This window comes from Streptomyces sp. NPDC002055 (assembly GCF_040296705.1).
Taxonomy (GTDB): domain Bacteria; phylum Actinomycetota; class Actinomycetes; order Streptomycetales; family Streptomycetaceae; genus Streptomyces.
In genome coordinates this window covers 91,004-116,261 of sequence record NZ_JBEOXS010000010.1, presented here as the reverse complement: position 1 = coordinate 116,261, position 25,258 = coordinate 91,004, and the positions used below count along the sequence as shown (strand labels likewise).

The 25,258-nt window shown below is 74.8% G+C and carries 15 protein-coding genes and 1 pseudogene; 7 read left to right on the top strand and 9 right to left on the bottom strand.

Features of this window, described 5'->3' with window-relative positions; translation table 11 throughout:
* The first annotated feature begins 68 nt into the window (after positions 1-68).
* Both ABT112_RS08490 and ABT112_RS08485 read left to right on the top strand, forming a co-directional pair.
* A complete protein-coding gene (locus ABT112_RS08490; protein ID WP_351506982.1) occupies positions 69-1,265 on the top strand; it encodes an aminotransferase-like domain-containing protein in 1,197 nt (398 codons plus the stop codon).
* A gap of 228 nt (positions 1,266-1,493) precedes the next feature.
* Complete coding sequence (locus ABT112_RS08485; RefSeq protein ID WP_351506980.1) at positions 1,494-1,940, top strand: SRPBCC family protein; 447 nt, start codon at positions 1,494-1,496, stop codon at positions 1,938-1,940.
* Positions 1,941-2,133: 193 nt separating this feature from the next.
* Here ABT112_RS08485 and ABT112_RS08480 read toward each other — a convergent pair whose 3' ends face one another.
* From ABT112_RS08480 to ABT112_RS08460, 5 genes are all read right to left on the bottom strand, one after another.
* Positions 2,134-5,160, bottom strand: a complete 3,027-nt coding sequence (locus ABT112_RS08480; protein WP_351506979.1) for a condensation domain-containing protein — start codon at positions 5,158-5,160, stop codon at positions 2,134-2,136.
* Positions 5,150-9,145, bottom strand: coding sequence for an amino acid adenylation domain-containing protein (locus ABT112_RS08475; protein WP_351506977.1), 3,996 nt, complete (start codon positions 9,143-9,145; stop codon positions 5,150-5,152). Before ABT112_RS08475 ends, ABT112_RS08480 begins: the two co-directional genes overlap by 11 nt.
* Positions 9,142-12,291, bottom strand: a complete 3,150-nt coding sequence (locus ABT112_RS08470) for a non-ribosomal peptide synthetase (RefSeq protein WP_351506974.1) — start codon at positions 12,289-12,291, stop codon at positions 9,142-9,144. Before ABT112_RS08470 ends, ABT112_RS08475 begins: the two co-directional genes overlap by 4 nt.
* Positions 12,292-12,418: 127 nt before the next feature.
* Complete coding sequence (locus ABT112_RS08465) at positions 12,419-13,780, bottom strand: non-ribosomal peptide synthetase (protein ID WP_351506972.1); 1,362 nt, start codon at positions 13,778-13,780, stop codon at positions 12,419-12,421.
* Positions 13,781-14,124: 344 nt separating this feature from the next.
* On the bottom strand, positions 14,125-15,432 hold the full coding sequence (locus ABT112_RS08460) for an MFS transporter (protein WP_351506971.1): 1,308 nt from the start codon (positions 15,430-15,432) through the stop codon (positions 14,125-14,127).
* A 562-nt stretch (positions 15,433-15,994) separates the two neighbouring features.
* Here ABT112_RS08460 and ABT112_RS08455 point away from each other — a divergent pair.
* Positions 15,995-16,480: a nuclear transport factor 2 family protein gene (locus ABT112_RS08455; RefSeq protein WP_351506969.1), complete on the top strand. Its 486-nt coding sequence runs from the start codon at positions 15,995-15,997 to the stop codon at positions 16,478-16,480.
* A 162-nt stretch (positions 16,481-16,642) separates the two neighbouring features.
* On the opposite strand, the gene dhaK is transcribed toward ABT112_RS08455, so the two are convergent.
* The 4 genes and pseudogenes from dhaK to ABT112_RS08435 all read right to left on the bottom strand — a co-directional run bounded on the left by dhaK (position 16,643) and on the right by ABT112_RS08435 (position 20,899).
* Positions 16,643-17,635, bottom strand: a complete 993-nt coding sequence (gene dhaK, locus ABT112_RS08450) for a dihydroxyacetone kinase subunit DhaK (protein ID WP_351506967.1) — start codon at positions 17,633-17,635, stop codon at positions 16,643-16,645.
* A 697-nt stretch (positions 17,636-18,332) separates the two neighbouring features.
* Positions 18,333-18,866 carry a hypothetical protein gene (locus tag ABT112_RS08445; RefSeq protein ID WP_351506965.1) on the bottom strand — a complete coding sequence of 178 codons (534 nt, stop codon included), beginning with the start codon at positions 18,864-18,866 and terminating at the stop codon, positions 18,333-18,335.
* Between the two features lie 671 nt (positions 18,867-19,537).
* Positions 19,538-19,726 (bottom strand): annotated as a pseudogene (locus ABT112_RS08440) (cupin domain-containing protein); the annotation flags it as partial.
* A 75-nt stretch (positions 19,727-19,801) separates the two neighbouring features.
* The gene (locus ABT112_RS08435) at positions 19,802-20,899 is read right to left on the bottom strand and encodes an MGDG synthase family glycosyltransferase (protein WP_351506963.1); all 1,098 of its coding nucleotides are present in this window, start codon (positions 20,897-20,899) and stop codon (positions 19,802-19,804) included.
* Between the two features lie 175 nt (positions 20,900-21,074).
* On the opposite strand from ABT112_RS08435, the gene ABT112_RS08430 reads away from it, so the two are divergent.
* Genes ABT112_RS08430 through ABT112_RS08415 form a run of 4 tightly spaced genes read left to right on the top strand, consistent with a single transcriptional unit; the run spans position 21,075 to position 24,987 of the window.
* Positions 21,075-21,860 carry an SDR family NAD(P)-dependent oxidoreductase gene (locus tag ABT112_RS08430; RefSeq protein WP_351506961.1) on the top strand — a complete coding sequence of 262 codons (786 nt, stop codon included), beginning with the start codon at positions 21,075-21,077 and terminating at the stop codon, positions 21,858-21,860.
* 19 nt (positions 21,861-21,879) lie between these two features.
* Positions 21,880-22,749 carry a DMT family transporter gene (locus tag ABT112_RS08425; protein ID WP_351507105.1) on the top strand — a complete coding sequence of 290 codons (870 nt, stop codon included), beginning with the start codon at positions 21,880-21,882 and terminating at the stop codon, positions 22,747-22,749.
* Positions 22,743-23,534, top strand: coding sequence for a polysaccharide deacetylase family protein (locus ABT112_RS08420; protein WP_502975281.1), 792 nt, complete (start codon positions 22,743-22,745; stop codon positions 23,532-23,534). The genes ABT112_RS08425 and ABT112_RS08420 overlap by 7 nt, the downstream gene beginning before the upstream one ends.
* A 31-nt stretch (positions 23,535-23,565) precedes the next feature.
* The gene (locus ABT112_RS08415) at positions 23,566-24,987 is read left to right on the top strand and encodes a DUF2254 family protein (RefSeq protein WP_351506956.1); all 1,422 of its coding nucleotides are present in this window, start codon (positions 23,566-23,568) and stop codon (positions 24,985-24,987) included.
* Positions 24,988-25,258 lie beyond the last annotated feature (271 nt).

The window sequence follows — 25,258 nt, the reverse complement described above, 5'->3', positions numbered from 1 at the left end:
CCAAGGTGTTGACGGCCGGGCGAATCAACGATCTGGAGGGCCCACTTGGCTGCCGATATGCTGGCGCCATGCTTCCCTCCGCCCCCCATGCGCCGGTGCCCGCGGGTGCCTCGCGGCTCGCCAACGTCGGTTCCTCGCCCGTCCGGGAGATCCTGGCGCTCACCGCCCGCCCCGAAGTGATCTCCTTCGCCGGTGGTCTGCCCGCGCCGGAGCTCTTCGACATCGCGGGCATCCGGGCCGCCTACGACGGCGTGCTGGCGGAGGAGCCGCAGCGGGCCCTGCAGTACTCCACGACCGAGGGGGACACGGAGCTCCGGACCGCGATCGCGGACCGGCTGACGGGGCGTGGCCTCTCCACCGGGCCCGACGACCTGCTGATCACCACCGGGTCGCAGCAGGCGCTCACCCTCATCGCCACCGCGATGCTGGAACCGGGCGATGTGGTGCTGGTCGAGGACCCCTGCTACCTGGCCGCCCTGCAGTGCTTCGGTTTCTCCGGCGCGCGCGTGGTCCCGGTGCCGACCGACGACGACGGCATCGTCCCCGCCGCCCTCGAGGAGATCGTGGCGCGCGAGCCGGCCAAGCTCCTCTACCTGGTGCCGACCTTTCAGAACCCCACGGGGCGGACCCTGCCGGCGGAGCGCCGCAGTGCGGTGGCCGAGGTGGCCGCCCGGCACGGCTTCTGGATCGTGGAGGACGACCCGTACGGGGACCTGCGGTACGACGGGGAGCGGGTGCCGTGGGTCTCCGGTGCCGAGGCCGCGGCCGACCGCACCGTGCTGCTCGGCTCCTTCTCCAAGATCATGGCGCCGGGGCTGCGGCTCGGCTACCTGCGCGCGCCCGCCGGTCTCCGCCGTTCCTGCGTGATAGCCAAGCAGGCGGCCGACCTGCACACCTCGACCGTCGATCAGGCCGCCGCGGCCCGCTATCTGCGGGACAGCGACCTCGACGCCCATGTCCGGACGATGTGTTCCGCCTACCGGGACCGCCGGGACGCCATGCTCGACGGACTCCCGGCGGCGCTGCCCGCGGGCAGCCGGTGGAACCGCCCGGAAGGCGGCATGTTCATCTGGGTCACCCTCCCCGCGGGGTACGACGCGACGGATCTGCTGAAGACCGCGGTCGGGCACGAGGTGGCGTACGTCCCGGGCGCGCCGTTCTTCGCGGGCACTCCCGATCCGGGCGCGATGCGGCTGTCGTTCACGACGCACTCGCCCGACGAGATCTCCGAGGGGCTGCGCCGTCTGGCGAAGACCTTCGCCTGAGCCGGTCGGTCTCCGCTTCCGGGGCGGCTCCGAGAGGGCGGCCAGCGGCAGGGTGCCCGGTGCGCGGCGGTGTGCGCCGAACGGGGCAGGGCAGCCCCGAGCCGGGTGGCCGGGATTCGGCCGTCGTGGCGATGCCCGGCGGCGCCCGACGCGTTGACCGGGTCTTCGGGCGCCTGTCTGGGACGATGCGCTCGCCACCGCCCGCCGAGGAGCGCCCAGGGAGAGACCATGGCAGGAAAGTTCGAAGCGACCGTTGAGATCGACCGGCCCGTGGACGAGGTCTTCGCCTTCCTCGCCAACGGCGAGAACGACCCGAAGTTCAGCCCCCGGGTGCAGCGGATGGAGAAGACGACCGAGGGGGCGACGACGGTGGGCACCGTCTACCGCAGCACGGTCAAGGACGCCGGGATGACCACCCACCGGGAGTTCCGCATCAGCGAGTTCGAGCCGCCCCGGAGAATCCGCTGGACCGAGATCTCGACGAACCTGGTGACGGCCCCCGAGGGCGGCTACGACCTGGAGCCCGCCGCGGACGGCCGGACCAGGCTGCGCGTCTTCAACGTCCTGGAGGGGCACGGCCTCGGCAAGCTGCTCGCGGGGCTCGCGGTCGGCGCCGCGCGCAAGGACGCCGACGCGTTCGCCCACCGGATCAAGGCGGCCGTCGAGGCGTCCTGACCCGCCGCGCCCGGGCGACGGCCCTCGTTGGCGCGGGGCGGACCCGGCAACTGAGGGGGCGCAGTCGCGGTGCGCTCGCCCGTGTCACGGGCCGCCCGAAGCAGGCCAGGGGCCCGGCGCCGTCGCCGGCACCGGGCCCCTGGCCCGTCACGAGCCGTTCACCGGCCCGTTCACCCCCCTCGGGTGACCCGTATCAGCTCGTGGCCGGGTCGACCATGGCGGCGAGCACCGACCGCCAGTCCTCGCCCGGCCGTTCGGTGAGCACCGGCGCCAGCCGGTCCGCGCGGTACCGCCAGTGGTGGTCCAGGTCGCGGTGCGTCCCTGCTCCGATCGTCACCTCGCTCCCGCTGCCCAGGAGGGCGGCCAGCTCGGTGGCGAGGTCCGGCCAGGCCACATGGCCGCCGATCGCGTTGACCACCCCGTCCACCGGCTCGTCCAGACAGGTGACCAGCGCGCGGGCGAGCGCGGCGGCGTGCACCCAGGGCGCGCCGTACCAACCGTGCTCCCCGGCTCCGGGGTCCGGCAGCACGAGCGGGTCCCCGGCCAGCGCCGCCTGGTACAGCGCCCCGGTCGCCCCCCAGCGCAGCTGGTCGCGGAGCCGGTCGTGCGCACCCCAGACGATGGGGGAGCGCACGGCGGACGCGCCGCCCCGGCCCTCGGTCCCGGCGGCGTCCAGCAGCAGCCGTTCGCAGGTCACCTTGGCACTGCCGTACGCGGTCAGCGGCTCGCGCGACGGCGCGCCTTCCGCCACCTCGGCCTCGGCCGGGTGCCCGTAGGCGTCCACGCTGCTGACGAACACGAACGGGCCCTGCCGCCAGGCGTCCACCAGCGCCTCCATCGCCGCGATGTCCACCTCCGGGCGGGTGAAGGTGCAGGCCGCGTGGATGACGGCGTCCGCTCCGGAGCAGGCGGCGCGCAGGCTGTCGAGATCGGTCAGGTCGCCCTCGACCACCTCCACGCCGTCCCCGCTCACCCGGTGCGCCGACTCGGGGCGGGCGAGCGCCCGTACCGGCCGGCCGCGCCGGACGAGCTCGCGCACCACGAACGCCCCCACGCCACCGGTGGCCCCGGTCACCAGGACGGTGCCGGTCCGGGGCGTGCACGGACGGCGGGCCGGGGCAGCCGCGGACGCCGCGGCCCGCTCGGCCTCCCGGGCGTTCAGCAGTGCCGCCAGTGCCCGCGGGGTGCGGCGCTCCATGACGTCCAGCCCGGTGAGCGGCAGCCGGAGCCGTTCCCGCAGCCGTTCGGCCAGCTGCACCGCGGTCAGGGAGTGGCCGCCGAGCACGAAGAAGTCGTCGTCCGGGGCCGGTTCCTGGGCCAGCAGCTCGGTGTAGACGGCGAGGACGGCGCGTTCCCGCTCGCCGGTGAACGGCTCCGGCTCCCGTTCCGGCTCCGGCGCGGGGGCCGGGGCCATGGGCGCCGCCGGCAGACCGGGCAGCCGCGTCCGGTCCACCGTCCCCTCGGCCGTGAGCGGCAGCGTGTCGAGCAGGGTCACCGCTGCCGGGACCGCGGAGCGCTCCAGCCCCGCGCGCAGCTGCGACCGCAGCTGCGACGGGCTCGGCCCGCCGGCGCGGGCGAGGACCGCCCACGCCAGCGGCGGCCGGCCGGCGAACTCCACGACCACCGCGCGGGCCACGTCGGGGTGCGCCCGCAGACGCTCCTCGGCCGGATGGGCCGCCCCGGTCCCCGTCGGCCCGGTCTCCGTCGCCCCGGTCCCCGCCGGCCCGGCGGCGTCCTGCCGGCCGGACGTCAGCAGCCCGCCGGGCAGTGCGGCCGTACGCAGCGCCGGGTCCGCGGCCAAGGCCGCCAGCAGCTCCCCGAACGCCTCCGTCAGCCGGGCGCCCGTCCCGTCGCCCAGGACGGCCGCGCTGTGCTGCACCAGGGAGAGGGCTTCACCCTCGGCGACACCGAAGGACAGGTCGAACTTGGCCGTGCCGAGGTCGAGTTCGACGGCCTCGGCCGTGGTGCCGGGCAGCAGGAGCGCCGTGGGCTCCTGGAGTAGATCCGCGGTGACCCGGACCAGCGCGGTCCCGTCGCCGCCGCGCGCGGCGGCGCCGAGCCGCTCCACCACCAGGTCGAACGGCACCTCGCGGTGCTCCTGGGCCTCCAGCAGCGCCGTGTGCACCCGGTCCACCAGCGTCCCGAAGGCGGGGTCGCCGGACAGATCGACCCGGACGGGCAGGGTGTTGACGCACAGTCCGACGAGTCCGCGCATCGCCGCGCCCGTGCGGTGACTGCTTGCACAGCCGATGACCAGGTCGTTCTCCCCGGTGGCCCGGTGCAGTGCGGCGAACGCCGCGGCCAGCACCACGGTGAACAGCGTGGTCCGCCGCTCCTGGGCCAGAGCCCGCAGTGCGGGCAGCACCTCGGCGCCCAGCGGCGCTTCATGGATCCGTCCGGCCCGGGCCGGACCGGCCGCGCCGGTCCCGTCCGAGGCCGCGGTGCCGGTCCCGTCCGCGGCCCGGTCGGGGCCGGGCAGGACGAGCGGGGCGGCACCGTCGAGCCGGCGCAGCCAGTGCTCCAGGCCGGGCGCGAGCCGTTCGGCGGACGTGTGCTCCCGGCGGGCGAAGTCCGCGTACTGCGGGGCCGGGGCCAGCCGGTCGGCACGGCCCTCGCACGCCGCGGCGTAGAGCTCCGCGATCTCCGTGGCGACCGTACCGATCGAGCCGCCGTCCACCGCGATGTGGTGGAGGGTCAGCAGCACCGTGTGGTCCTGCTCGGCGTGCCGGACGACCAGCGCGCGCAGCATCGGCCCCGAGGCCAGGTCGAACGGGCGGGCCGCCTCCCGGAGCAGCTGCTCCGTGCCGTCACCGGCCGCGTCCACCACCGGGACGGGAACCGGCGCCGGGTCCATGACCTGCTGGAACGGTATGTCCTCGCGGTGGCCGTACCGGGTCCGGAGGATCTCGTGCCGCCGGACCAGCCCGTCCAGAGCGGCGCCGAGCGCCGCGGTGTCCAGCGGGCCTCGGACGCGGGTGGCGAACGGCACGGCGTACAGGGCGCCGCCCTGGCCGAGCCGGTCCATCAGCCACATCCGCCGCTGCGCGCGGGAGAGCGGCACCGGACCGGAACGGTCGGCGGTGTCCGGGCCGGCGTCCGGGCCGGCGACGGCGCCGGGCACCGGTGCCGGGCCGCCCGTGCGGGTGCGGGCCCGGGAACGGGCCCGGCGCAGCAGCGCTTCCTGCCGGGCGACGGAGGAGAGTGCGGGATCAGTGGCCATGGAGGTCCTCCGTCGGCAGGTCGTGGCGGGCGCCGTCGTGTCCGGCCGCGCCGGTCGGGCCGAAGCCGCCCGCCGGCGCGGCGGGGGTCTCCGGGGCGCCGGGGGTGTCGGTCTCGTCCCCGAGCCCGGCGTCCCCGAGCCCGTCGTCGTCACCGAGCCCGTCGTCGTCACCGAGCTCGGCCAGCAGGGCGCGCTCCAGCACCGCCGCGTGGCCGGCCACGGTGGGCGTGGCGAAGAACTCCGCCAGGGGCAGCTCGACCCCGAGCTCCTCGTACAGGTCGTCGACGACGGCCAGTGCGAGCAGCGAGTGGCCGCCCTGTTCGATGAAGTCGGCGTCCCGCTCGGTGATCTCCCGTCCGAGGGAGAGGCTCCAGGCGCGGGCCACGGCCTGTTCGATGGGGGCCAGCGCCGCATCGCCCAGGGCGGGGGCGGCCGGGGCGAGCGGACCGGTGCCGGAGCCGTCCAGCTCGGCCAGGGCGCGCCGGTCCACCTTGCCGGAACTCGTCAGCGGCAGCCGGTCGACGACCGTCCACTCGTCCGGAACCAGATGCGCGGGCAGCCGTCCGGCGAGCCGGGCCCGGAGCGTCTCGGCGCGCGGCACCGGCCCCGGAGCGGCCACGACGAACGCCGCAAGCCGGGCGTCGTCCGCGCTCGGGCGGCGCACCGTCACCGCCGCGTCGTCCACCTCCGGCTCCTCGCGCAGCGCGTGCTCGATCTCGCCCGGCTCGATCCGGAAGCCCCGGACCTTCACCTGGTCGTCCGCGCGGCCTTGGAAGTCCAGCACCCCGTCCGGTCGGGCGGAGACCAGGTCACCGGTGCGGTAGAGCCGCCCGTGCGCCGGATGGTCGACGAACCGCTCGGCCGTCAGCTCGGGCAGGCCGACGTAGCCGAGGGCCAGCCGCGTCCCGCCGACCCACAACTCGCCCTGCGTGCCCGGCGCCACGGGGTTCCCCTCGCCGTCCAGCACGTAGGCGGTGGCACCGGCGACGGCGCGCCCGATGGGCACCTGGCCGTCACAGTCGGCGTCCGTGACACGGTGGGCGGTGGCGACGGTCGTCGCCTCGGTCGGGCCGTAGGCGTTGACCAGCTCCAGCCAGGGGAACGCCCGCAGCACCGCACGGGCGTGGGCGGCGGCCAGCGCCTCGCCGCCGACCATCACGGTGCGCACCACGCCGAACAGCCGCGAACGGCGCACGGCCAGCTGGTGGAAGAGCGCGGTGGTGAAGAAGGCGACCGTGACACCGTGCCGTTCGACCTGCTGCGCCAGGTCCTCCAGCGAGGGCCGTTCGGCGGTGCAGACGGCGATGGACGCGCCGTTCGCCAGCGCCCCCCAGAGCTCGAAGGTCGAGGCGTCGAAGGTGACCGGCGAGTGGAACAGGACCCGGTCGCGCGGGGTGACCGTCGCGTAGCCGGGGGCCCGCACCAGGTCCGCGATCCCGCGGTGGGTGACCGCCACGCCCTTCGGCCGGCCGGTCGAGCCGGACGTGAACAGCACCAGCGCGGCACCGTCCGGGCCGGTGGCGACGGGCTCCGCCACCGCTGCCGGCTCCACGTCCGGCAGGGCGCCGTCGGCGGGCAGCACCAGAACCTTCTCGGGGCTCAGCTCCGAGGACTCCAGGAGCTTGCCGTCGGTCAGCGTCAGCACGGCCTCGGTGTCGGCGAGCATCCGGGCGGTACGGGCCGCCGGGTGCGCCGGGTCCAGCGGCACGCAGGTCGCGCCCGCCCACCACACCCCGAGCTGGGCGACGACGGTCCGCGCGGAGCGCGGGACGAGCAGGGCGACCCGGTCACCCGGCCGCACCCCGCGGTCCCGCAGCCGGCCCGCCAGCGCCGCGGCCGAGGACACCAGCTGCCGGTACGTCAGGGTGGTCCCGCCGTCCAGCACCGCCAGGTCGTCGGGGCGCCGGGCGGCGTGCCGGGCGATCAGGACGGGCAGCGAGCCGTCCCCGTCGGGTGTCCGCCCGTCCGGGGCGGTCGCGGAGACCGTCCCGGCGCCGGTGGCTGCGGAGGCAGGGGTTTCAGTGACGGCGGTTCCGGTGACGGCGGTTCCGGTGACGCCGGACGCGGTCGCCGGGGTCCCGTCGCCGGCGGGCCGGCGGCTGTCGAGGAGCGCCGCCACCGCCCGCAGATCGGGCTGCCGCAGCACCTCGGGCGCCCGCAGCCGGACCCCGCTCTCCTCCCGCACCGCGGTCAGCAGCCGGGCCAGCGCCAGGGAATTGCCCCCGGCCTCGGTGAAGTTGTCCGTCAGCCGGATCTCCGGGGCACCGAGCAGATCACGGCAGAGCCGCAGCACCAGCCGCTCGCCGGCACCGGCCCCCTCGTCCGCTCCGGAGCCGTCCGCCGCGCCCGTACCGTCCGGGGCCGTGGCGGGCGCGGACTCACCGGTCGCGAGCAGCGCCGCGCGGTCCACCTTGCCGTTGGCGTCCAGCGGAAAGCCGTCCACGATCGTCAGCGAGGCGGGCACCGCCTGCTCGGGCAGCCACGGCCGCACCCCGCTCAGCACCGCGCTCGGGGAGAGCCCGTGGCCCGGTGCGGCCTGGACGAACGCGGCGAGCCGGGCGTCGCCCGCGGGGGTGCGGCGCACCGCGACCACGGCCGCGGCGACCCCGGGGTCGCGCTCCAGCGCGGAGGCGACCTCGGCGGGCTCGATCCGCACTCCGCTGATCTTCACCTGGTCGTCCAGCCGCCCCAGGAAGTCCAGCTCGCCGTCCTCGCGCATCCGCACCCGGTCGCCGGTCCGGTAGACCCGGTCGGCCTCCGGCACGCCGAGGCCGTCCGGCGCGGCGGTGAACCGCTGCGCGGTCAGGGCCTCGTCCAGATAGCCGAGCGCCAGCAGCCGTCCGCCGATGCGCAGTTCACCGGCCTCGCCGCGGGGCAGCAGGACACCCTGCTCGTCGGTGACGCACACGGTCACCCCCGGAACGGGGCGCCCGATGGGCGGAGCGCCCTCCGCACCCTCGGCCTCACCGGGACGCATCGCGTACGTCGTGGTGACGACCGTCGACTCGGCCGGGCCGTAGGCGTTGTGCACGGTCACCGGCAGACCGGCGGCCGGCCGGCGGCGCATCCGGTCCCCGCCGACGACCAGGTGACGCAGCACCAGGCCCGACGGCCACGTCCGGTCCAGCACCGGCTCGGCCATCGGCGTGGCGGCGACGGAGACGGTGATCCGGGCGTCGCGCCACCAGTCGGTGAGCACCGCCGGGTCCCAGCGGACCGCGTCGGGGGCGGGGCAGAGGGCCGCACCGCTCGTCAGGCCGGCCCACAGCTCCATCAGATGCGGGTCGAACGCGACACCGATCAGCAGACTCTGCCGCTCACCGGGGCCGACCCCGGTCTCCGCGCGGTACCAGTCCAGCAGCGCGCCGAGCGCGGGCTCGGCTACGGCGACGGCCTTCGGCGTGCCGGTGGAACCCGAGGTGAGGACGGCGTAGAAGGTGCCCTCCGGGGCGGCCGACGCACCGTCGGGAGGCGTGGTGAAGGCGGCCACCGCCGCGGCGGGCGCGTTGGCACCCCGGCCGGGCAGGGCCAGCGCCAGCTGCTCCCCGGTGCGGTGCGCCTCCGGCAGCAGGGCGGGCTCCCCGATGAGGCAGCCGACCCGGACGTTCTCGGTGACGGCGGCGATCCGCCGCTCCCCGGGCCGGGGCCCGAGCGGCAGATAGACGGCGCCGAGCCGGGCCAGGGCGACCGCGGTCACCACGAGCGCGGCGGACCGGTCCAGACAGACGCCGACCAGGTCGCCGGGGCCGACCCGGTCCCGCAGCGCGGCGGCCACGTCCGCGGCGGCCGCGTCGATCTCGGCGTAACTCCACTGGTCCTCGCCGTCCAGGACGGCGGGGGCGTCCGGCGTCCGGCGCACCCACTCCTCGTAGTGGGCGAGCACGGAGCCCGCCGCGGGGGAGGGAGTGTCCCCGTGGGCCACGCTGAGCGCGGGACGGGACGGTGCGGTGGCGTCGGACGGGGTGCTGGTGAGGTGCTCGCTCATATCGACTCCGAAGGCGCGGCCGTCGTGCCGACGGCGGTCAGGGCGCGGGCCTGGTCGGCCAGCACCGGGTTCTGGAAGAGGAGGCGCAGCGGCGGCCGGTCGCCCAGCCGGGGCTCCAGCCAGGCCGCGAGGTGCGCGGCGAGCAGCGAGTGCCCGCCGATCCGGAAGAAGTGGGAGGACTCGGAGAAGCGCGCGTGGCCCAGGACTTCGCGCCAGCCCTCGGCGAGCAGCGCCACCTCCGGGTCGGCGAACGCCGCCGGGGCCTCGTCCACCGGCTGCCGGACGGGCGTGAGGCCGGCGGCGGCCCGGGCCAGCGCGGCCCGGTCGGGCTTGCCGCCGGGCAGCAGCGGCATCGCGTCCAGCCGCACCCAGCGGCCCGGCACCAGCGCCCCGGGCAGCCGCCCGCTCAGCGCCGTGTGCAGGGCCTCCTGGTCGGGCTCGGTGCTGCCCTCGAGGAAGCCGATCAGCCGGGGGCCGCCCGCCGCGTCGCGGTCGAGCACGACCGCGCAGGACCGGCCGCCGAGCTCCGCCGACGCGGCGGCCTCGATCTCCTCCAGCTCGATGCGGTAGCCGCGCAGCTTGACCTGGTTGTCGCGGCGGCCGAGGAAGTGCAGCCGCCCGGACCGGTCGCGGTAGCCCAGGTCGCCGGTCAGATAGACCCGTTCGCCGCCGAGCGCCTCCGGGCGCACGAAGCGGGCGGCCGTGGTCTCCGCGTTGCCGACGTAGCCCTCCGCCAGGCCCGCGCCGCTGATGGCGAGTTCGCCCACCGCGCCGGCCGGCAGCGGCCGCAGCAGCCCCGCGTCGAGGACGTGCACCCGCTCCCCGGGCAGCTCCGTGCCGAGCGGGATCTCGGCGCCGTCCACCAGGTCCGCGGCGGTGATCTCGTGAACCGTGGAGCTGACCGCGGCCTCGGTCACGCCGTACACGTTGAGCACCCTGGCGTCGGTGTCGCCGAGGAACTCCCGCAGCGCGTCGGCCGGGATCCGCTCACCGCCGAGCACCACCAGCCGCGGCGCCCAGCGGCGCTCCCGCAGCGCCGGCCGGAGCTCCGCGCGGGTGGCGAGGAAGTAACTCGTCGGCAGGTTGGCGACGGTGACCCCGGTGTCGGCGAGCATCCCCGCCAGCTCGGTGCCGGTGGGCACCTCGCGATCCGGCACGACCAGAGCGGCTCCGGCGTGCAGCGAGGGCAGCACCTCCTCCAGCGCCACGTCGAACGACGGCTGGGCGAACAGCAGCACCCGGTCGTCGGCCACCAGCCCGAACCGGTCCGCCGCGCCGGTCATGTGGTTCTCCAGCGCCCCCCGGCCGACCGCGACCGGCTTGGGAATACCCGTCGAGCCGGAGGTGTGGATGATGTACGCGGCGCCCTCCACGGTCCGCGCCGGGTGGGCGAGCGGGAACACGCGGTCACCGACCCGCGCCACCGGCAGAGCCGTCGCCGCCAGTTCCACACTGCCGTCGGTCAGCACCAGCGCCGGAGCGAGCCGCTCCAGCAGCAGGCCCAGCCGGGCCGCCGGGTCCTGCGGGGAGAGCGGGGCGTACACCGCTCCCGTCCGCAGACAGGCCAGCAGCGTCACCACGGAGTCGGTGCCCCGCGGGAGCACCGCCGCCACCGGCTGTCCCGCGGTCACGCCGCAGGCCCGCAGCCGCTCGGCGAGCTCCGCCACCCGCCGGTCCAGCTCCCCGTAGGTCAGCCGCAGTTCACCGGCGTGGACCGCCGGCCGTGCCGGGTCGTGCCGGGCGGCCGGGTCCAGCAGGTCGCCCGGCGCGTCGGACACCGGAGGCGCGGTCTCCGGGCGGGGGTCCGCCCCGGCCCCCGCCAGCGCGGCCAGCGGCGCCTCGGGGTTCTCCAGGTAGGAGCGGAGGAGGTCCAGGAGCCGTCCGGCGAGCAGTTCCGCCACGTCCTCGCCGAACAGGTCGTCGTCGTAGTCCCACACGAGCGTCATGCCGGGGGCGCCCTGCCGCGGGCTCACCCCACGGCGGTCGTCCGGCAGCAGCACCACATCGAGGTCGAAGCGTGTGGTGCCGGTGTTGAACCCCTCGAACAGGGTGACGTCCAGACCCGGCACCTCGATCTCCGGGAGCGCCGCGTCATGGGCGCTGAACATCACGCTGAACAGCGGGTTGTCGGCCCCCGAGGTGTGCATGCCGAGCGCCCGGGTCAGCTCCTGCACCGGGACGTCCTGGTGCGGGAGCGCCCGGATCAGGGTGTCGGTCACCTCGTCCATCACATCGTCGGCGGGGGCGTCCGGGTCCGGCGTCAGCCGCAGCGGGATCGTGTTGACGAACATCCCGACGGTCTCCTCGAAGCCGCGCGGGCGGTTGCCCACCGCGGTACCGATGACCATCTCCGACCGGCCGCTGTGCCGCCGCAGCAACTCCGCGAACAGGCCGAGCAGCGCGGCGAACGGCGTGAGCCCCCGCTCCCGGGCGTGCTCCCGCAGCTTCCCGGCGAGGTCCGCGCCGATGGACTGGCGGAGCTGGCCGCCCCGGTGCCGGCGCCGGGCGCCCGGCCGCGCCAGGCCGGGCAGCGGCATGTCGAAGGCGGCAGAGCGCAGTTCGTCCTGCCAGTGGGCGAGGCTGCGGTCACGGGAGGCGACGGCGTCCGGCGCCGCCGCGGCCCGCACGTGCTCCTCGTAGGAGGGCGCGGGCCGCAGCGCGACCGGCTCGCCCAGGACATGGGCCCGGTAGACGCGGAACACGTCGTCGAGCAGGATCGCGAACGAGTGGCCGTCGTGGATCAGATGGTGCTCGACGTGGATCAGCCGGTGCAGGTCCGGCGCGAGCCGCACCAGCGTCCAGCGCAGCAGCGGCGCCTCGCAGGTGTCCAGCGGGGTCTCGGCCTCGGTGCGCAGCAGCCGGGCGAACGACTCCTCGGGGTCCGGGTCTCCGGAGAGGTCCACGGTGTGCAGCCGGGGCGCGCACGCCGGGGCGACCCGCTGGCCGGGGATCCCGTCGGTCCCGGGCACCAGCTCCAGGCGCAGTCCCGGATGCCGGTCGAGCGTCGCGGCCAGCCCGCGGCGCAGCGCCTCCTCGTCGAGCGCGCCCCACAGGTCGAGCGCTCCGGTGAAGTTGTAGGCGCGGCTGCCCGGCGTCACTTGCTCGTGCAGCCAGACGATCTCCTGCGACGAGGAGAGGGGGAACATCGGCCATCCCTGGGGTAGTCGGGGTTCGGTATCGGTGAAACGGTCGGCCGGGAGCCCGGTGTGCGGGCCCTGCCGAGAGGGCGGCCTCCGCGGGTCGCGCGGTGGGCCGCCGCAGGGGTACGGCGTGCTACGCGGTGGGTCTGTGCCCGGCCGGAGCGATGACCGGCGCGGCCGGACCGGACGGCAGACCGGAGCGAACCCGGGCGGCCAGCGCCCCGAAGGCGTCACGGGCCGCGGTGTCGTCGATCAGGGCGCGGTCCCAGACCATCCGGAGCTCCACGTCCGCGCCCTGGCTGACGGAGACGGCGAACGGCGCGCGCACGGGCCGCCCGTCCACGCTCACCTCCCGCCCGTCCACCCCGGCCAGCCGCAGCGGCGCGCGGCGGCTCCGGTCCTCGACGGTGAGCATGGCGTCCATCCGGCCGGACCAGGCCGCCGCGCCGGCGGCCCGCGCCGCGCGCACCACCTCGTCGAACGGCGTGTCGGCCCGGTCCAGGTCGTCCCACCAGGCGGTCGCCGCGTCCCCGGCGGGATCCGCCGGGCCGGCCTGCCGGTCCGGGGCGCCGGTCGCCGCGGGGAAGACCACGGTGTTGAGGAAGCAGCCGAGCACCGGCTCCGCCGCCGCCGGCCGGCCACCCCACGGGTACCCGACGGGAACGACATGCCCGGGGCCGTGCACCGCGCCCACCGCGGCCCGGCAGGCCTCCAGCAGAGCGGGGAACGGGAGCGCGGCGCCGTCGCCGGCCGGGACCGGAATCCGGACCTCGGCCGCACCCGTGGGCAGCCCCGCGGGCACGGGACGTACGCCCGCGGCCGGTGTCATGTCCTGTACGCCGCGGAGCCGTTCGGCCCAGTAGGAGAGGGCGGCCGGTGCGCTCGCCCGCTCCTCGGCGGCGAGCTGCAGCAGCACGGCCTCACGGTAGGCGCGCAGTTCGGCGGCCGCCCGGCCCGGGTCCACATCCGCCGGGCCGAGCCCGTCACGGTAGGCGGCCGTCAGCTCCCCGGTGATCCTGGCCAGCGACTGTCCGTCGCACGCGGCGTGGTCCAGGGCGACGGCCAGCACCTCCTCGGCCGCGTCCGGACCGTCCTCGGCGAGGTACAGCCGCAGCGGCGGGCCGTCCGCCGGCCACCGGCCGAGCGCCCGGCGCAGCGCCGCCTTCGCGTCCTCGCCCGGCGCGGACTCCACCCGCTCCGCCGGCACCTCGGCATCGCCAAGCCGCTGCACGGGAGTTCCGCGCAGCACGGCCGTCCGGGCGCGCAGTGCGGGGTGCAGGGCGGCCAGCGAACCGGCGGCCGCACGCAGCCGCGTCAGGTCCACGGTGCCGCGCGGGAACGCGAAGAAGAGCGGCACGACATCGGGCCGTCCGGCCGGGTCGAGCGAGCGCACGAGGACGAACCGGCGCTGCGCCCCGGTGACGGGCAGCAGACCGCCGCTCTCGTCGAGCCGCTGATATCGGGTGAGGTATTGGCCCGTGATGCTGGAGTGCACCGGTTCCTCTCTGGTCGGCGTCCGGTCCGCGGGCAGCGGGCCGGACGGGGAGCAGGGGCGGAGAGCCCCCGCGCGGGCGGTGGTAGCGGGGCGGTGCTGTGGTGGTTCCGGGGCGTGCCGGGTGCTTCCGCGGCAAGGTGCTTCTGCCGGGCCGCGGCGGCCGGGCGCAGGCGCTTGCGCCGGCGCGTGCCCGTTGCGGGCTCGCCGGCTCTCCCGGAGGGCGGCGCTCCACGGAGGGCCCGGGAGGGCACGGCCGGGAGCGCTGCCGTGGCCGGGCGCGGGGGACGGACGGGCCGGTGGCCGGGGGCCCGGGTCCGGGCGGGGTCGTTGCTGCCCCGTCCCACTCATCCGACCGGAGTGGCCTCGGAGCTGCTGTCGCCCGCGGCCGTCGGTTCCTCGTCGGGCACCGGCGCCGGCAGGTCTCGCATCCGGCGCAGCGGGGAGAACAGCAGCGGCAGCGGCACCAGGAGGAAGCCGACCGCGCAGACCCACACGGCGGCGCGCGGCCCGGCGGCGTCCGCCACCGCACCGCCCACCAGGGCGCCGAGGGGCAGGGTGCCCCAGACCAGGAAACGCATGGTGGCGTTCATCCGGCCGAGCAGTCTCGGCGGGCACAGGGTCTGCCGGAAGCTCACCTGCGCGACGTTGTAGACGACCGCGCCGAAGAAGACGACACCGGACCCGACGGCGAAGAGGGCGGCCGCGGCGCCACTGCCGGCCAGCGGCCACAGCAGCGCGAACGGGCCCGTGACCAGCGAGGACAGCCAGATGATGCGGGCCTGTCCCAGGGCGCGGGCGAGCGGGCCCGCAGCGAGCGCGCCGGCCAGTCCGCCGACCGCCGCCGCCGACAGCATCAGCCCGATCGCGGCGGGGCTCAGACCGAGCACCCGCACCAGGAACACGGTCTGCACCGCCATCAGCAGCGCGGTGAAGAAGTTCCCGAGCCCGGTGGTCGCGGCGATGACCCGCAGCAGCGGACGCCCCAGCACGAACCGCAGACCCTCGCCGATCTCCCGCCGCAGCGAGGCGTCCGGTGCGGGCTCCGGTGCGGGCTCGGGGCGGCGGATGCCCAGCAGGAACAAGGCCGAGACCGCATAGCCCACCGCGTCGGCGACGATCGCCAGGTGGGCCCCGACGAGCTGGACGAGCCCGCCGCCGAGTCCGGGACCGGCGATCTGCGCCGACGAACGGACCGTCTCCAGCGCCCCGTTCCCCGCCACCAGCTGTTCCTGGGGGAGCAGCCGGGGCAGGTAGCTCTGGTGGGCGACGTCGAAGAAGACCGTGGCCACGCCGGTGATCAGCGCCACCACGTAGAGCTGCGCCATGGTCAGCACGTCCAGGGCCGCCGCGACCGGGATGCCGGCCATGGCCACGGCCCGCACCACATCGGCCCGGATGAGCAGCGGCAGCTTGCGCATCCGGTCGACCCAGGCTCCAGCGGGCAGCCCGACGAGCAGGAACGCGGCGGTCTCCGCGGCGGTGAGCAGCCCCACCTGGAAGGCGGAGGCGTGCAGTTCGAGCACCGCGACCAGGGGGAGGGCGACCAGGGTGACCTGAGCGCCGACCTGCCCGGCGGTGGCTCCTGCGAGCAGGAGCCGGAAGTCGCGCATGCGCAACGGACCGTCGGGCGCGGCCTGTTGGGAGGAGTCCATGCGCATGACATTCGCCAACAGTTGGTCAAGAGTCAAAGTGGGAAGACCGTTTTCGGTCACTACTTGCTGCGGAATCCTCATTCCACAGCAAATTTTTGACGATGCGGGGTGGTCAACCGCATGAATCACGGCATGATCACAGGCTGTACGCCCTTGTCGCCACAGGGTTGCGTACCCCGGGAGGTCATATGGACCCGGATTGTGCGCTCTCGGCGCACGCTTGTCCGAAAAATGCTGGTGTAGCGGCGTGAGAACGCCATTTCGGATGGATCCGAATCGCCGGGTGTGGTGCCCGGCGCCGTCCGCCCGGTGGACCATGGCTCCTGCGGCGGCCGGACCATGGCGCGCCTGTGGCGGCCGTGGCCCTGTCGTGGCTCTGTCGTGGCCCCGTCGTGCGTCGTGCCGCCGGGGAATCGGGCCCGCCGTGCCGGGCGGAACGGTGGTGCACGGGGAGGGTTCCGGCGCTACCGTCGCGTGGGTCAGGAGCCGTGCGCCTCGGGGACTGTCCGCTGCGGCGTTGTCCCTGCGGAGACAGCGGGACCAACGAGAGAGGGAGGGCCGGATGCCGGTCGGGAGCCGACGAACAGTCACCGCCGCCGCTGTGGCGGTCGGAGTGGCACTGCCCGCACTGTACGGGGCGGCGGTGGGCGCCCTGGTGCGCCACAACGCGCGCCGGCTGGGCGAGGGGGACCTCGCGCCACAACTGCGCACGTACGCCGACGACGTCCGGTTCGTCTTCCCCGGACGGAGCTCATGGGCCGGGGAGTTCCGCGGGAAGAAGGAGGTCGAACGGTGGCTGCGGCGGTTCGTCGACGCCGGACTGAAGATCGAGTTCGACGACGTCCTGGTGTCCGGACCGCCCTGGGCGACCCGGCTCTGCCTGCGCTTCCACGACTACTGCGAGGACGAGCACGGCGAGACCGTCTACGCCAACGAGGGCACGATCTACGGCCACGCCCGCTGGGGCAGGCTCACGCACTACGTGGTCTTCGAGGACACCCGGCGGGGCGAGGAGTTCGACACCTACCTCGCCACCGTGGGGAAGTGACTCCGGCGGGGCCCGGCCGCCCGCGCGGACACCGCGGGCCGTAGGAACAGCCCCCGTCCGGACCCGGCACCGCCCCGCGACTGACCGCGGGGCGGCCCGAATCCCCGGTTCCCCGGCCGCCGGATCCCGGTAGCGGGCCGATGCCGGGGGCGGGGCGAAGGCTCAGCGCCCCCAGCGCAGCCCCGGCGTCGCCACCGGCGCGTCCCAGAGCCGCAGCAGTTCCTCGTCGATCTGGCACAGCGTCACCGAACAGCCGGCCATGTCGAGCGAGGTCACGTAGTTGCCGACGAGTGTCCGGGCGACGCTGACCTGGCGCTCGGCCAGCACCCGGTGCACCTCCGCGTTGAAGCCGTACAGCTCCAGCAGCGGGGTCGCGCCCATGCCGTTGACCAGGAGCAGCACAGGGGCGTCCGGACGCAGGTCCTCCAGGACGGCGTCGACGGCGAAGTCCGCGATCTCCCGGGACGTCATCATCGGGCGCCGCTCGCGACCCGGCTCGCCGTGGATGCCGATGCCCAGCTCCAGTTCACCGGCGGGCAGGTCGAACGTGGGGCTGCCCTTGGCCGGGGTGGTGCAGGCGCTGAGCGCCACCCCGAAGCTCCGGGAGTTCTCGTTCACCTTCCGGGCGATGGCCTCCACCCGCTCCAGCGGAGCGCCCTCGTCCGCCGCGGCCCCGGCGATCTTCTCCACGAAGAGCGTCGCCCCGGTGCCGCGCCGGCCGGCCGTGAAGAGGCTGTCGGTGACGGCGACATCGTCGTTGACCAGCACGCTGGCGACCTGGATGCCCTCGTCCTCGGCCAGTTCGGCGGCCATGTTGAAGTTCATCACGTCGCCGGTGTAGTTCTTCACGATGAACAGCACACCCTTGCCGCTGTCCACGGCCGCCGCGGCGCGGGCCATCTGATCGGGCACGGGCGAGGTGAAGACCTCGCCCGGACAGGCGGCGTCGAGCATCCCCGGGCCCACGAATCCGCCGTGCAGCGGTTCATGGCCCGAGCCTCCGCCGGAGATCAGCCCCACCTTGTCGGCCACGGGTGCGTCCCGGCGTACGACCAGCCGCTTCTCCACATCGACCATGAGCTCGGGATGGGCGACGGCCACCCCGCGCAGCGCATCGGCGACCACGGTGTCCGGAACGTTGATCAGCATCTTCACGGGTACCTCCTGGTAAGACTAAAAGCAAGCCTCTGGGCTCTGTTTCCGCAGGTCGCGGTGGTCATGCCCAGCTCTCGATCGTGGCGGTTCCTGACGGTCCGAAGCGGCCTCCGGCGGGTCTGATGCCGACTCGACGCTGACATTCCTGACTGGGTGTCAGGAGTGAACGGTACCCTGAGTGAGCTCCACCGGAACGCCCGACTCCAGTATCTACCGAGCGGCCGCCGAGGTCACGGATCACACCGGAAGGTGTCCGCTGCGCGTGGGGCCGGTGGGCTTGGTGGGGGAGTGGTGGCAGCTGAGGCGGAGGAGGCACGTTCCCTCGCGGACGGACACCCGAAGGGTGTACCGGGGGCTTGGGCGCGGCGTCCAGGCCGGACGGCTTACCGGTTCGGTGTGGATGGTTCATCAGCAGGTCGGAGTGCGGCCGCGTGGTGATCCGAGGGGCGGGCGCGGGCAGCCAGGTACACGGTGCTTCGAGCCATCGGCATCGAAGCGGCGACAGAGTTCTCCTTCGGCGTGCTGCATCAGATCCTCTGGGCCGCTGCTGGAGCGTTCCGACGGGCTTCCGACGCGCCAGCGAGAGACGTTGGAGAGCGTCCTGGGTGTGTATGTGCCGGGATGCCTCTCAGGCGCCAGTAGCGCATGAGAACCGTCATGAACTGTTCAACGACCACAAGCCCCAAAAAGGCGACATCTAAAGGTCGCTGTCATCGTCGTCTACAGGTTCGGATGGGCGTGTGTATGCAAGGTCCAGGACATAGCGTTCGGCGGTGGGGCTGCTGCGCCAGGCACGTTGGAGCACACCGTCAGGGGAGTCTTCGGCCAGATGGTCGAGGGTGTCATGGTAGTAGTCGGCCGTTGCTTGGCGTCCGGACCACCAGGCGTGGCCTTCATAGACGCCGGGGCGGGGCAGGGACATCTGCCCGGCGGGGCCAATGGACAGTTGGTTGACGACGAGAATCCCGGTTTCGGATTCGATGACGACCTGAACGGCACCTTCGCTGTCGATGGGTGGTTGGCGTGGGGCATCCCAGATGCGGATGTTGATCTGTGCATCGATGTCCAGCTGCAGGCTGTACAGGTACAGGTGGTAGCCGTTGCCGGCTACCACCTGCTGCTCTGCTGCGTCCATGGCAGTCTCGTCGCCAAGATGGGCGTCGGCGTCGTAGACCTCGACGATGTGGCGGCCGAGGGTGGCGTTGACGCTGTACTCGGCGAGCAATGCCATGGGCCCTCTTTGGGCTATTTGGTGATCTTGACGTGGAACAGGGGCCCTGTGAGGGCATGGTTGGAACACCCCGCAGGTGCGGGGACGGCACCCTGTTGGACGCGACCTCGACCGATCTGGCCGGAACACCCCCGCGGGTGCGGGGAGGACTGCCCCCGAATCAGACGAACGGGGGCTCATATCGGAACACCCCCGCAGGTGCGGGGACGACACTTGCTGACCTGCGACGTTAGCGGAACGCTGGTGTGTTTGCATTCAGTTGCATCGCAGTCCTCCTGGAATCGGTCGCTACCGGTGTGCCACCGAGCCTAAGGCTCAGCCGCCCATCTCCTATGGCGTTCCGCCCCACCTGCCGGTTCGGTTCGTCTCAGCCGTCATGACCAGCCCGCCTCGGTGTAGAGGCGGCCTGCGCGAATGCCCTCGATAGCGATCCGGGTGTGGGGCACGGTCTGCGACGGGAGGTCTTCGGGATGCCACCAGCTCCAGCTCGTGCATTTGTCGGGTTCCCGGACCTCCGAGACTCCTGCCCACCGGTGTGCTCGGAAGACCATTTGCAGCCGGGGCTGGTCCCCGGGTGTGTCGACGAGGTGGACGATGTGGGCGAGTTCGATACCGGTCGACCCAGGCGTTCCCGTTCATGGGTCACCGGTCACGGGGACCCGTCGACTGCCTCAGGCCAGGTCGGTGGCAGGCTCGGTCGCGTAGCGGCTCATCGCGTCGATATTGGCCTGTGGTGTCAAGGGCCGGCCGTCGGTGAGGACTTTCTGGAGGTCTCGGAAGTACTGCACGTACAGGTCGGGGGTGAATGTGCTGAGCATGACGGCGGGTTGGTCGGTCGGGTTGGCGAAGGTGTGCGGGGTGAGGTGGCGGATGCCCTGAACGACGGGCAGGCTCTCCGGTACCCCGCGACGGCACGGCTCCCGCGGCAGGCCCTCTCACGGCTCCCGGGGCGCTGTCCCGGGCGGTGCGGCGACGTACTCGGCGGCGTCCGACCGGAACGCGGACCTCCCCCGCGCGATCTGCCGGTCCCGGGCCGGCCCCGGGACGGCGAGCGCGTCCACCGCCGACAGCAGATCCCGCGGCCCGGAGGCCGGGAACGACAGTCCCGCCGCGGCCATCTCCCGTACGCCGTGGGCGCCGTGGCCGGTGAGCGGGCGGTACCCGATCACCGGGAGCCCCGCCGCCAGGGCCTGGACCGCGGTCTGGCCCGCCGCGTTGTCCACCAGCAGCCGGGCCGCCGCCATCAGCCCCGGGAGATCCGCCACCCAGCCCAGCGCCAGCACCCCCGGCAGCCGGGCCGCCCGGTGCCGCAGCCGCCGGTCGTGGCCGCACAGCAGCACCGGGAGACACCCGTGCCCGGCCAGCGCTCCCGCCGTCTCCAGCAGCCCCGGACCCACTCCCCAGGCGCCCGCCGAGAGCAGCACCGCCGGCCGGCCGGCCGTCCCCAGCGGCGAGTCCCGCCACAGCGGGGAGGGCGCGGGAGCGTGGAAGCCCGGCGGCACCACCGGTCCGCACGCGACCGCGGGCCTGCCGGATGCGGACCGCGCGGCCCCGGCGGCGGCCTCGGTGAGGCACAGGTGGAGGTCGTTCCCCGGGTGCAGCCAGCCGCGGTGCAGGGCGAAGTCGGTCACCACCACGGTGCTGCGCACCCCGAGGGCACCGCGCGCCCGCAGCCGTCCGGTGACCTGCGCCGCCAGATGGAAGGTGGACACCACCCCGTCCGGCCGCCACCGGTCCACCACCTCCCGCACCGGGCGCTCGGCGACGGCGGCCAGCGGGGAGACGTCCGGCCGCGGCCCCGGCCCGCCCGCGAGGAACGTTCGGTAGATCCCCGCGTAGAGCCCGGGGAGCCGGCGGACGGCCGTGCGGTAGAAGGACCGCAGGGCCGGACCGGCCCCGGCGGGCAGCAGCGCGAGGAGGTCCCGCCGCAGCACCGTGTGGCCCCGGTCGCGGAGCCGCCGCGCCAGTTCGTCCGCCGCCGCGTCGTGGCCCGCGCCCATGCTCGCGCTGATGAGCAGGTATCGCCGCTCCATGGCACCCACCATGCCCAAGGGACCGAGCCGGAGGGCCGAATGCCGCACCCGGACGGTGCGCGGTCGACCTGTTCGGGTGGATGAACCCGGCGACCGTGAACAGGCGGGCGGGGCGGGTAGCCAGGATTCTGGAGGAGCCACTGCCCGGCCCTTCCGAGTCCCCGGAGGATCGACGATGCCCTACAGGTCCCGGCGCCCGTCCGCGGGCGGTGCGGTACGGCCGGTGGCGCTCGTCACCGGGGCGTCCTCGGGCATCGGGGCCGCCGTGGCCGCGCGGATCGCCGCCGAGGGCGGCTGGCGGCTGCTGCTCAACGGCCGGGACGAGGAGCGGCTGACGGCCGTCGCGGAGGAGACCTCCGGCACCCCGCTGCCGACCGACCTCACCGACCCCCGGGGCCGGGAATGGCTCGCGGCGCGGGCCCTGCACCGGGAGGGCAGGGTGGACGCGCTGATCGCCGGAGCGGGGATCGGCTGGGCGGGCCCCTTCACCCGGATGCCCGCCGGTGCCCTCGACGCCGTCCTGTCGGTCAACCTGTCGGCCGCCCTGCACCTGGTACGGCTGGTGCTGCCCGGGATGGTCGCCCGGGGGACCGGCCACATCGTCCTCATCGGCTCCATGGCGGGGTGCGTGGGCGTCCGGGAGGAGGCCGTGTACGCGGCGGCCAAGGGCGGTCTGATGTCCTTCGCGGAGAGCCTCCGCTACGAACTCGCCCGCACCGGGGTCCGGGTGTCGATGATCCTGCCCGGCGCCGTCGACACCCCGTTCTTCATCCGCCGAGGGGTCCCCTACCACCGCAACAGACCCCGGCCGGTCCCCGCCTCCCGGGTCGCCGACGCCGTGTGGTCGGCCCTGGCCGCCGGACGCGACGACGCGTTCGTCCCACCGTGGCTGGCCCTGCCCGCCCGGGTCCACGGACTGGCCCCCGGGGTCTTCCGCGCGCTGGCCCGACGCTTCGGCTGAGGAACGGGGCCACGGCGTGCTGACGGTGCTCTCGATCTGCCTGGCGCTGCTCGCCGCACTGGGCAACGCCGTGGCGTCGGTGCTCCAGCGCCGTGCCGCCGCCGACGAGAAGGCGGGCCGGCCCACCCCGAAGGTCTCCTGGCTGTTCCATCTGCTGCGCCGGCCGGTCTGGCTGTGGGGCGCCGGCGCGCTCGCGCTGTCCGGCGCGTGCCAGGCCGCCGCGCTCGCCACCGGTCCGCTGGCCGTGGTGCAGCCGGTGATGACCACGGAGCTGCTGTTCACGCTGGTGGTGGGCAGTGTCGTGTTCCGCAGCCGGCCGGACCGGCGCACCCGGTGGGCGTTCGTGGCCATGGCCACCGGGCTGGCGGCCTTCCTGGCGCTCGCCTCGCCCTCGGGCGGCCGCTCGACGGTGCCCGGGAACCGCTGGCTGGTGGTGGCGGTGTCGGTCTCCGCCCTGGTGCTCGTCCTCGTGGTGACGGCGCTGCGGCTGCCGTCCTCCCCGCGGGCCGCGGTGCTCGGCACGGCCACCGCCATCGGCTTCTCCTGCACCGCGGCCCTGATGAAGGACGCGATCGGCCGCCTGACCGACGGGGTCGGAGCACTGCTGACGGCCTGGCAGACCTACACCGCGCTGGGCGTCGGGCTGTTCAGCTTCCTGCTGCTCCAGGCCACCCTGCGGGCCGGCACCCTGGTCGCCTCCCAGCCCGCCCTGACCCTGGGCGACGCCCTCCTCAGCGTCGTCCTCGGCGCGGTGCTCTTCGACGAGGAACTCGCCCTCGGCCTGCGGATCGTCCCCGAGGCCGCGGCACTGGCCGTACTCGCCCTGGGCAGCGTGCAGCTGGCCCGGTCGCCCGTCGTGGCGGGTCAGGGAAAGGAAGACATGTGGTGAACGCGCCCCTGCTCCGCCGGGCGGCCGCCGGTACCGTCCTCGCCGCCGCGGCCTGGCACATCGGACCCGCGGCCACCTGGCTGCCCGCCGTCCGCAGGACCCTGGGTCCTGCGCTGGACGGACAGGGCGACCACGGCCATGTGGCCCTCACCTTCGACGACGGACCGGACCCCCGGAGCACCCCGCTCTTCCTGCGGGAACTGGACCGGCTGTCGGTGCGGGCGACGTTCTTCGTCCTCGGCAGCGCCCTGGAGCGGCACCGCGCCCTCGGCCGGGAGATCGTCACCGAGGGCCACGAACTCGCCGTCCACGGCTGGCATCACGAGCGCCCCTGGACCCCCCGCCCCCGGCGGGACGCCCACGAGCTGCGGCGCACCGTGGAGGCGGTCCGCCGGCTGGCCGGCCGACGACCCCTCTGGTACCGCCCCCCGTACGGCATCCTCACCGCCGGGCGCTGGGCCGCGGCGCGGCGGGCCGGGCTGCAGCCGGTGCTGTGGTCGGCCTGGGGCCGAGACTGGACCACGCGGGCCAGCCCGGACACCGTGCTGGCCGAACTGAACCGGACCCTGCGCGGCGGCGCGACGGTGCTGCTGCACGACTCCGACAGCACCGGCGCCCGCGGCGCCTGGCGCGCCCCCCTGGGCGCCCTGCCCGATCTGATCGCGGCCTGCCGCGAACACGGCCTCGCCGTCGGGCCGCTGGCCGAACACGGGGTGCGGGGACACCGCGGCCCGGTACGCCCGCCCGTGGCCCGCGCGGGTGGGATGCCGCTGCTGTGGCGATGACGAGGTGCGGTCCACCGGAGGGAGGCGTTCCGTGCAGCTGACGGCGAACGGCCGGGGCGCCGTGCGCTCCCGTCACAGCGGCCCGCTGCGGCGGCCGCGCCGCGGCCTGCGCCGGGGCGGGTCCCAGCTGATCTGCGCGCTCGCCGGCTTCTTCGGCGGCCTGTTCGCCCACCGGATCCCGATGTCCCCGGAAGTGGACGGCGAACGGGTGGCCGGCCTGCTGTTCACCGTGGGCTTCGGGGTCGTCAGTCTGGTGAGCCTCCTGTTCTCGGTGCTCTACCTCGTCGTGCAGTGGGCCTACAGCAATCTCACCCCGCGCCTCGGGCTGTTCCGGAACGCCCCCATCGTCTGGCGCACCTTCGCCTTCGCCATCGGGGTGTTCGTCTTCTCCGTCACGGCCGGGCTGACCATCGGCCCCCGGGACCGGGTCACGGTCGCCGTGCCGGCGATCGACATGCTCCTCGCCCTCGCCGCCCTGGCCCTGATGCGCACCCTCCAGGTGCGGGCGTTCGACTCCATCCAGCTGGCCCCGACCCTCGACGCGATCACCCGGCGGGCGTACGCCGTTCTGGAGGCCCGCCACCCGCATCCGTTCACCGGAGAGGCACCGCCGCCCGGCCCGCCGGTGGACCGTGAGGGGGCGGGGAGTGACGGAACGGGGGGTGAGCGGGACGGTGGTGAAGGAAGGGGTGGGGAACGAGGGGCCGGTGAGCGTGACGGTGGGGAACGGACGGGTGATGAGGGGAGGGGTGGTGAGCGTGACGGCGGAGTGCGGACGGCTGATGAGGGGCGGCGCGACGACTGGCCTGGCGGTGAGCGCACGGACATCTACTGGGACCGGCCGAGCGCCGTCCTCCAGCAGGTGGACGCGGAGCGGCTGCTGACGGCCGCCATCGCGCACGGCAGTGTGGTCGTCCTCCGGTCCCGGACCGGCGCGACGGTCGGCCGCGGCACGGTGCTCGCCTCCGTCCACGGCGGCCCGCTGCCCGCCCATGAGGTGCTGCGGTCGGTCATCACCGGCCCGGAGCGGACGTTCGACCAGGACCCCGGTCTGGCGTTCCGGCTGCTGGCCGACATCGCGCTGCGCTCGCTCTCCCCGGCGGTCAACGACCCGGCCACCGCCGTCCAGGCGCTGGACCACATCGAGGAGCTGCTGACCCTCGCCGCCGTCCGGGACCTGGGAACCGGGCGGCTGACGGACGCCCGCGGCCGGACGCGACTCGTCATGGACGTCCCGGACTGGCCGGACTGGCTCGGAACGGCCGTGGACGACGTCATGGTGGCGGCCGAGGGCTCGCCCATGGTGCTCCTGCGGCTGCGCGCCCTGTTCCACCGGCTCGCCCGGGAGTGCCCGGAGCCACGCCGGGAAGCGGTGGCGGTGCGGCTGCGGCAGGTGGAGGCGGAGTGCTCCCGCCGCTACCCGCTGATCTGGAACTCCGCCATGACGCGCTGACCGGGAACGTTCCGCAGCCGTTCCTGCTGTGCGGGGACTTCCGCACCCGTTCCTGCTGTGCGGGGACGGGTGCTTGCTGTGCGGGGACGGGGTGCGGACGTCCCTGCTGTGCGGGGTACCGCCCGGCGGGATTTCGGAGGTCGGCCGACACCCGGGCCCGCACCGTGTCTTCCAGATTTATGGAACGCGTTCTACTCTGTGCGCCGCCGCAGGGACAGGACCCCAGGACAGAGACAGGACTCCGGGACAGGACTCCGGGACAGCGACAGGA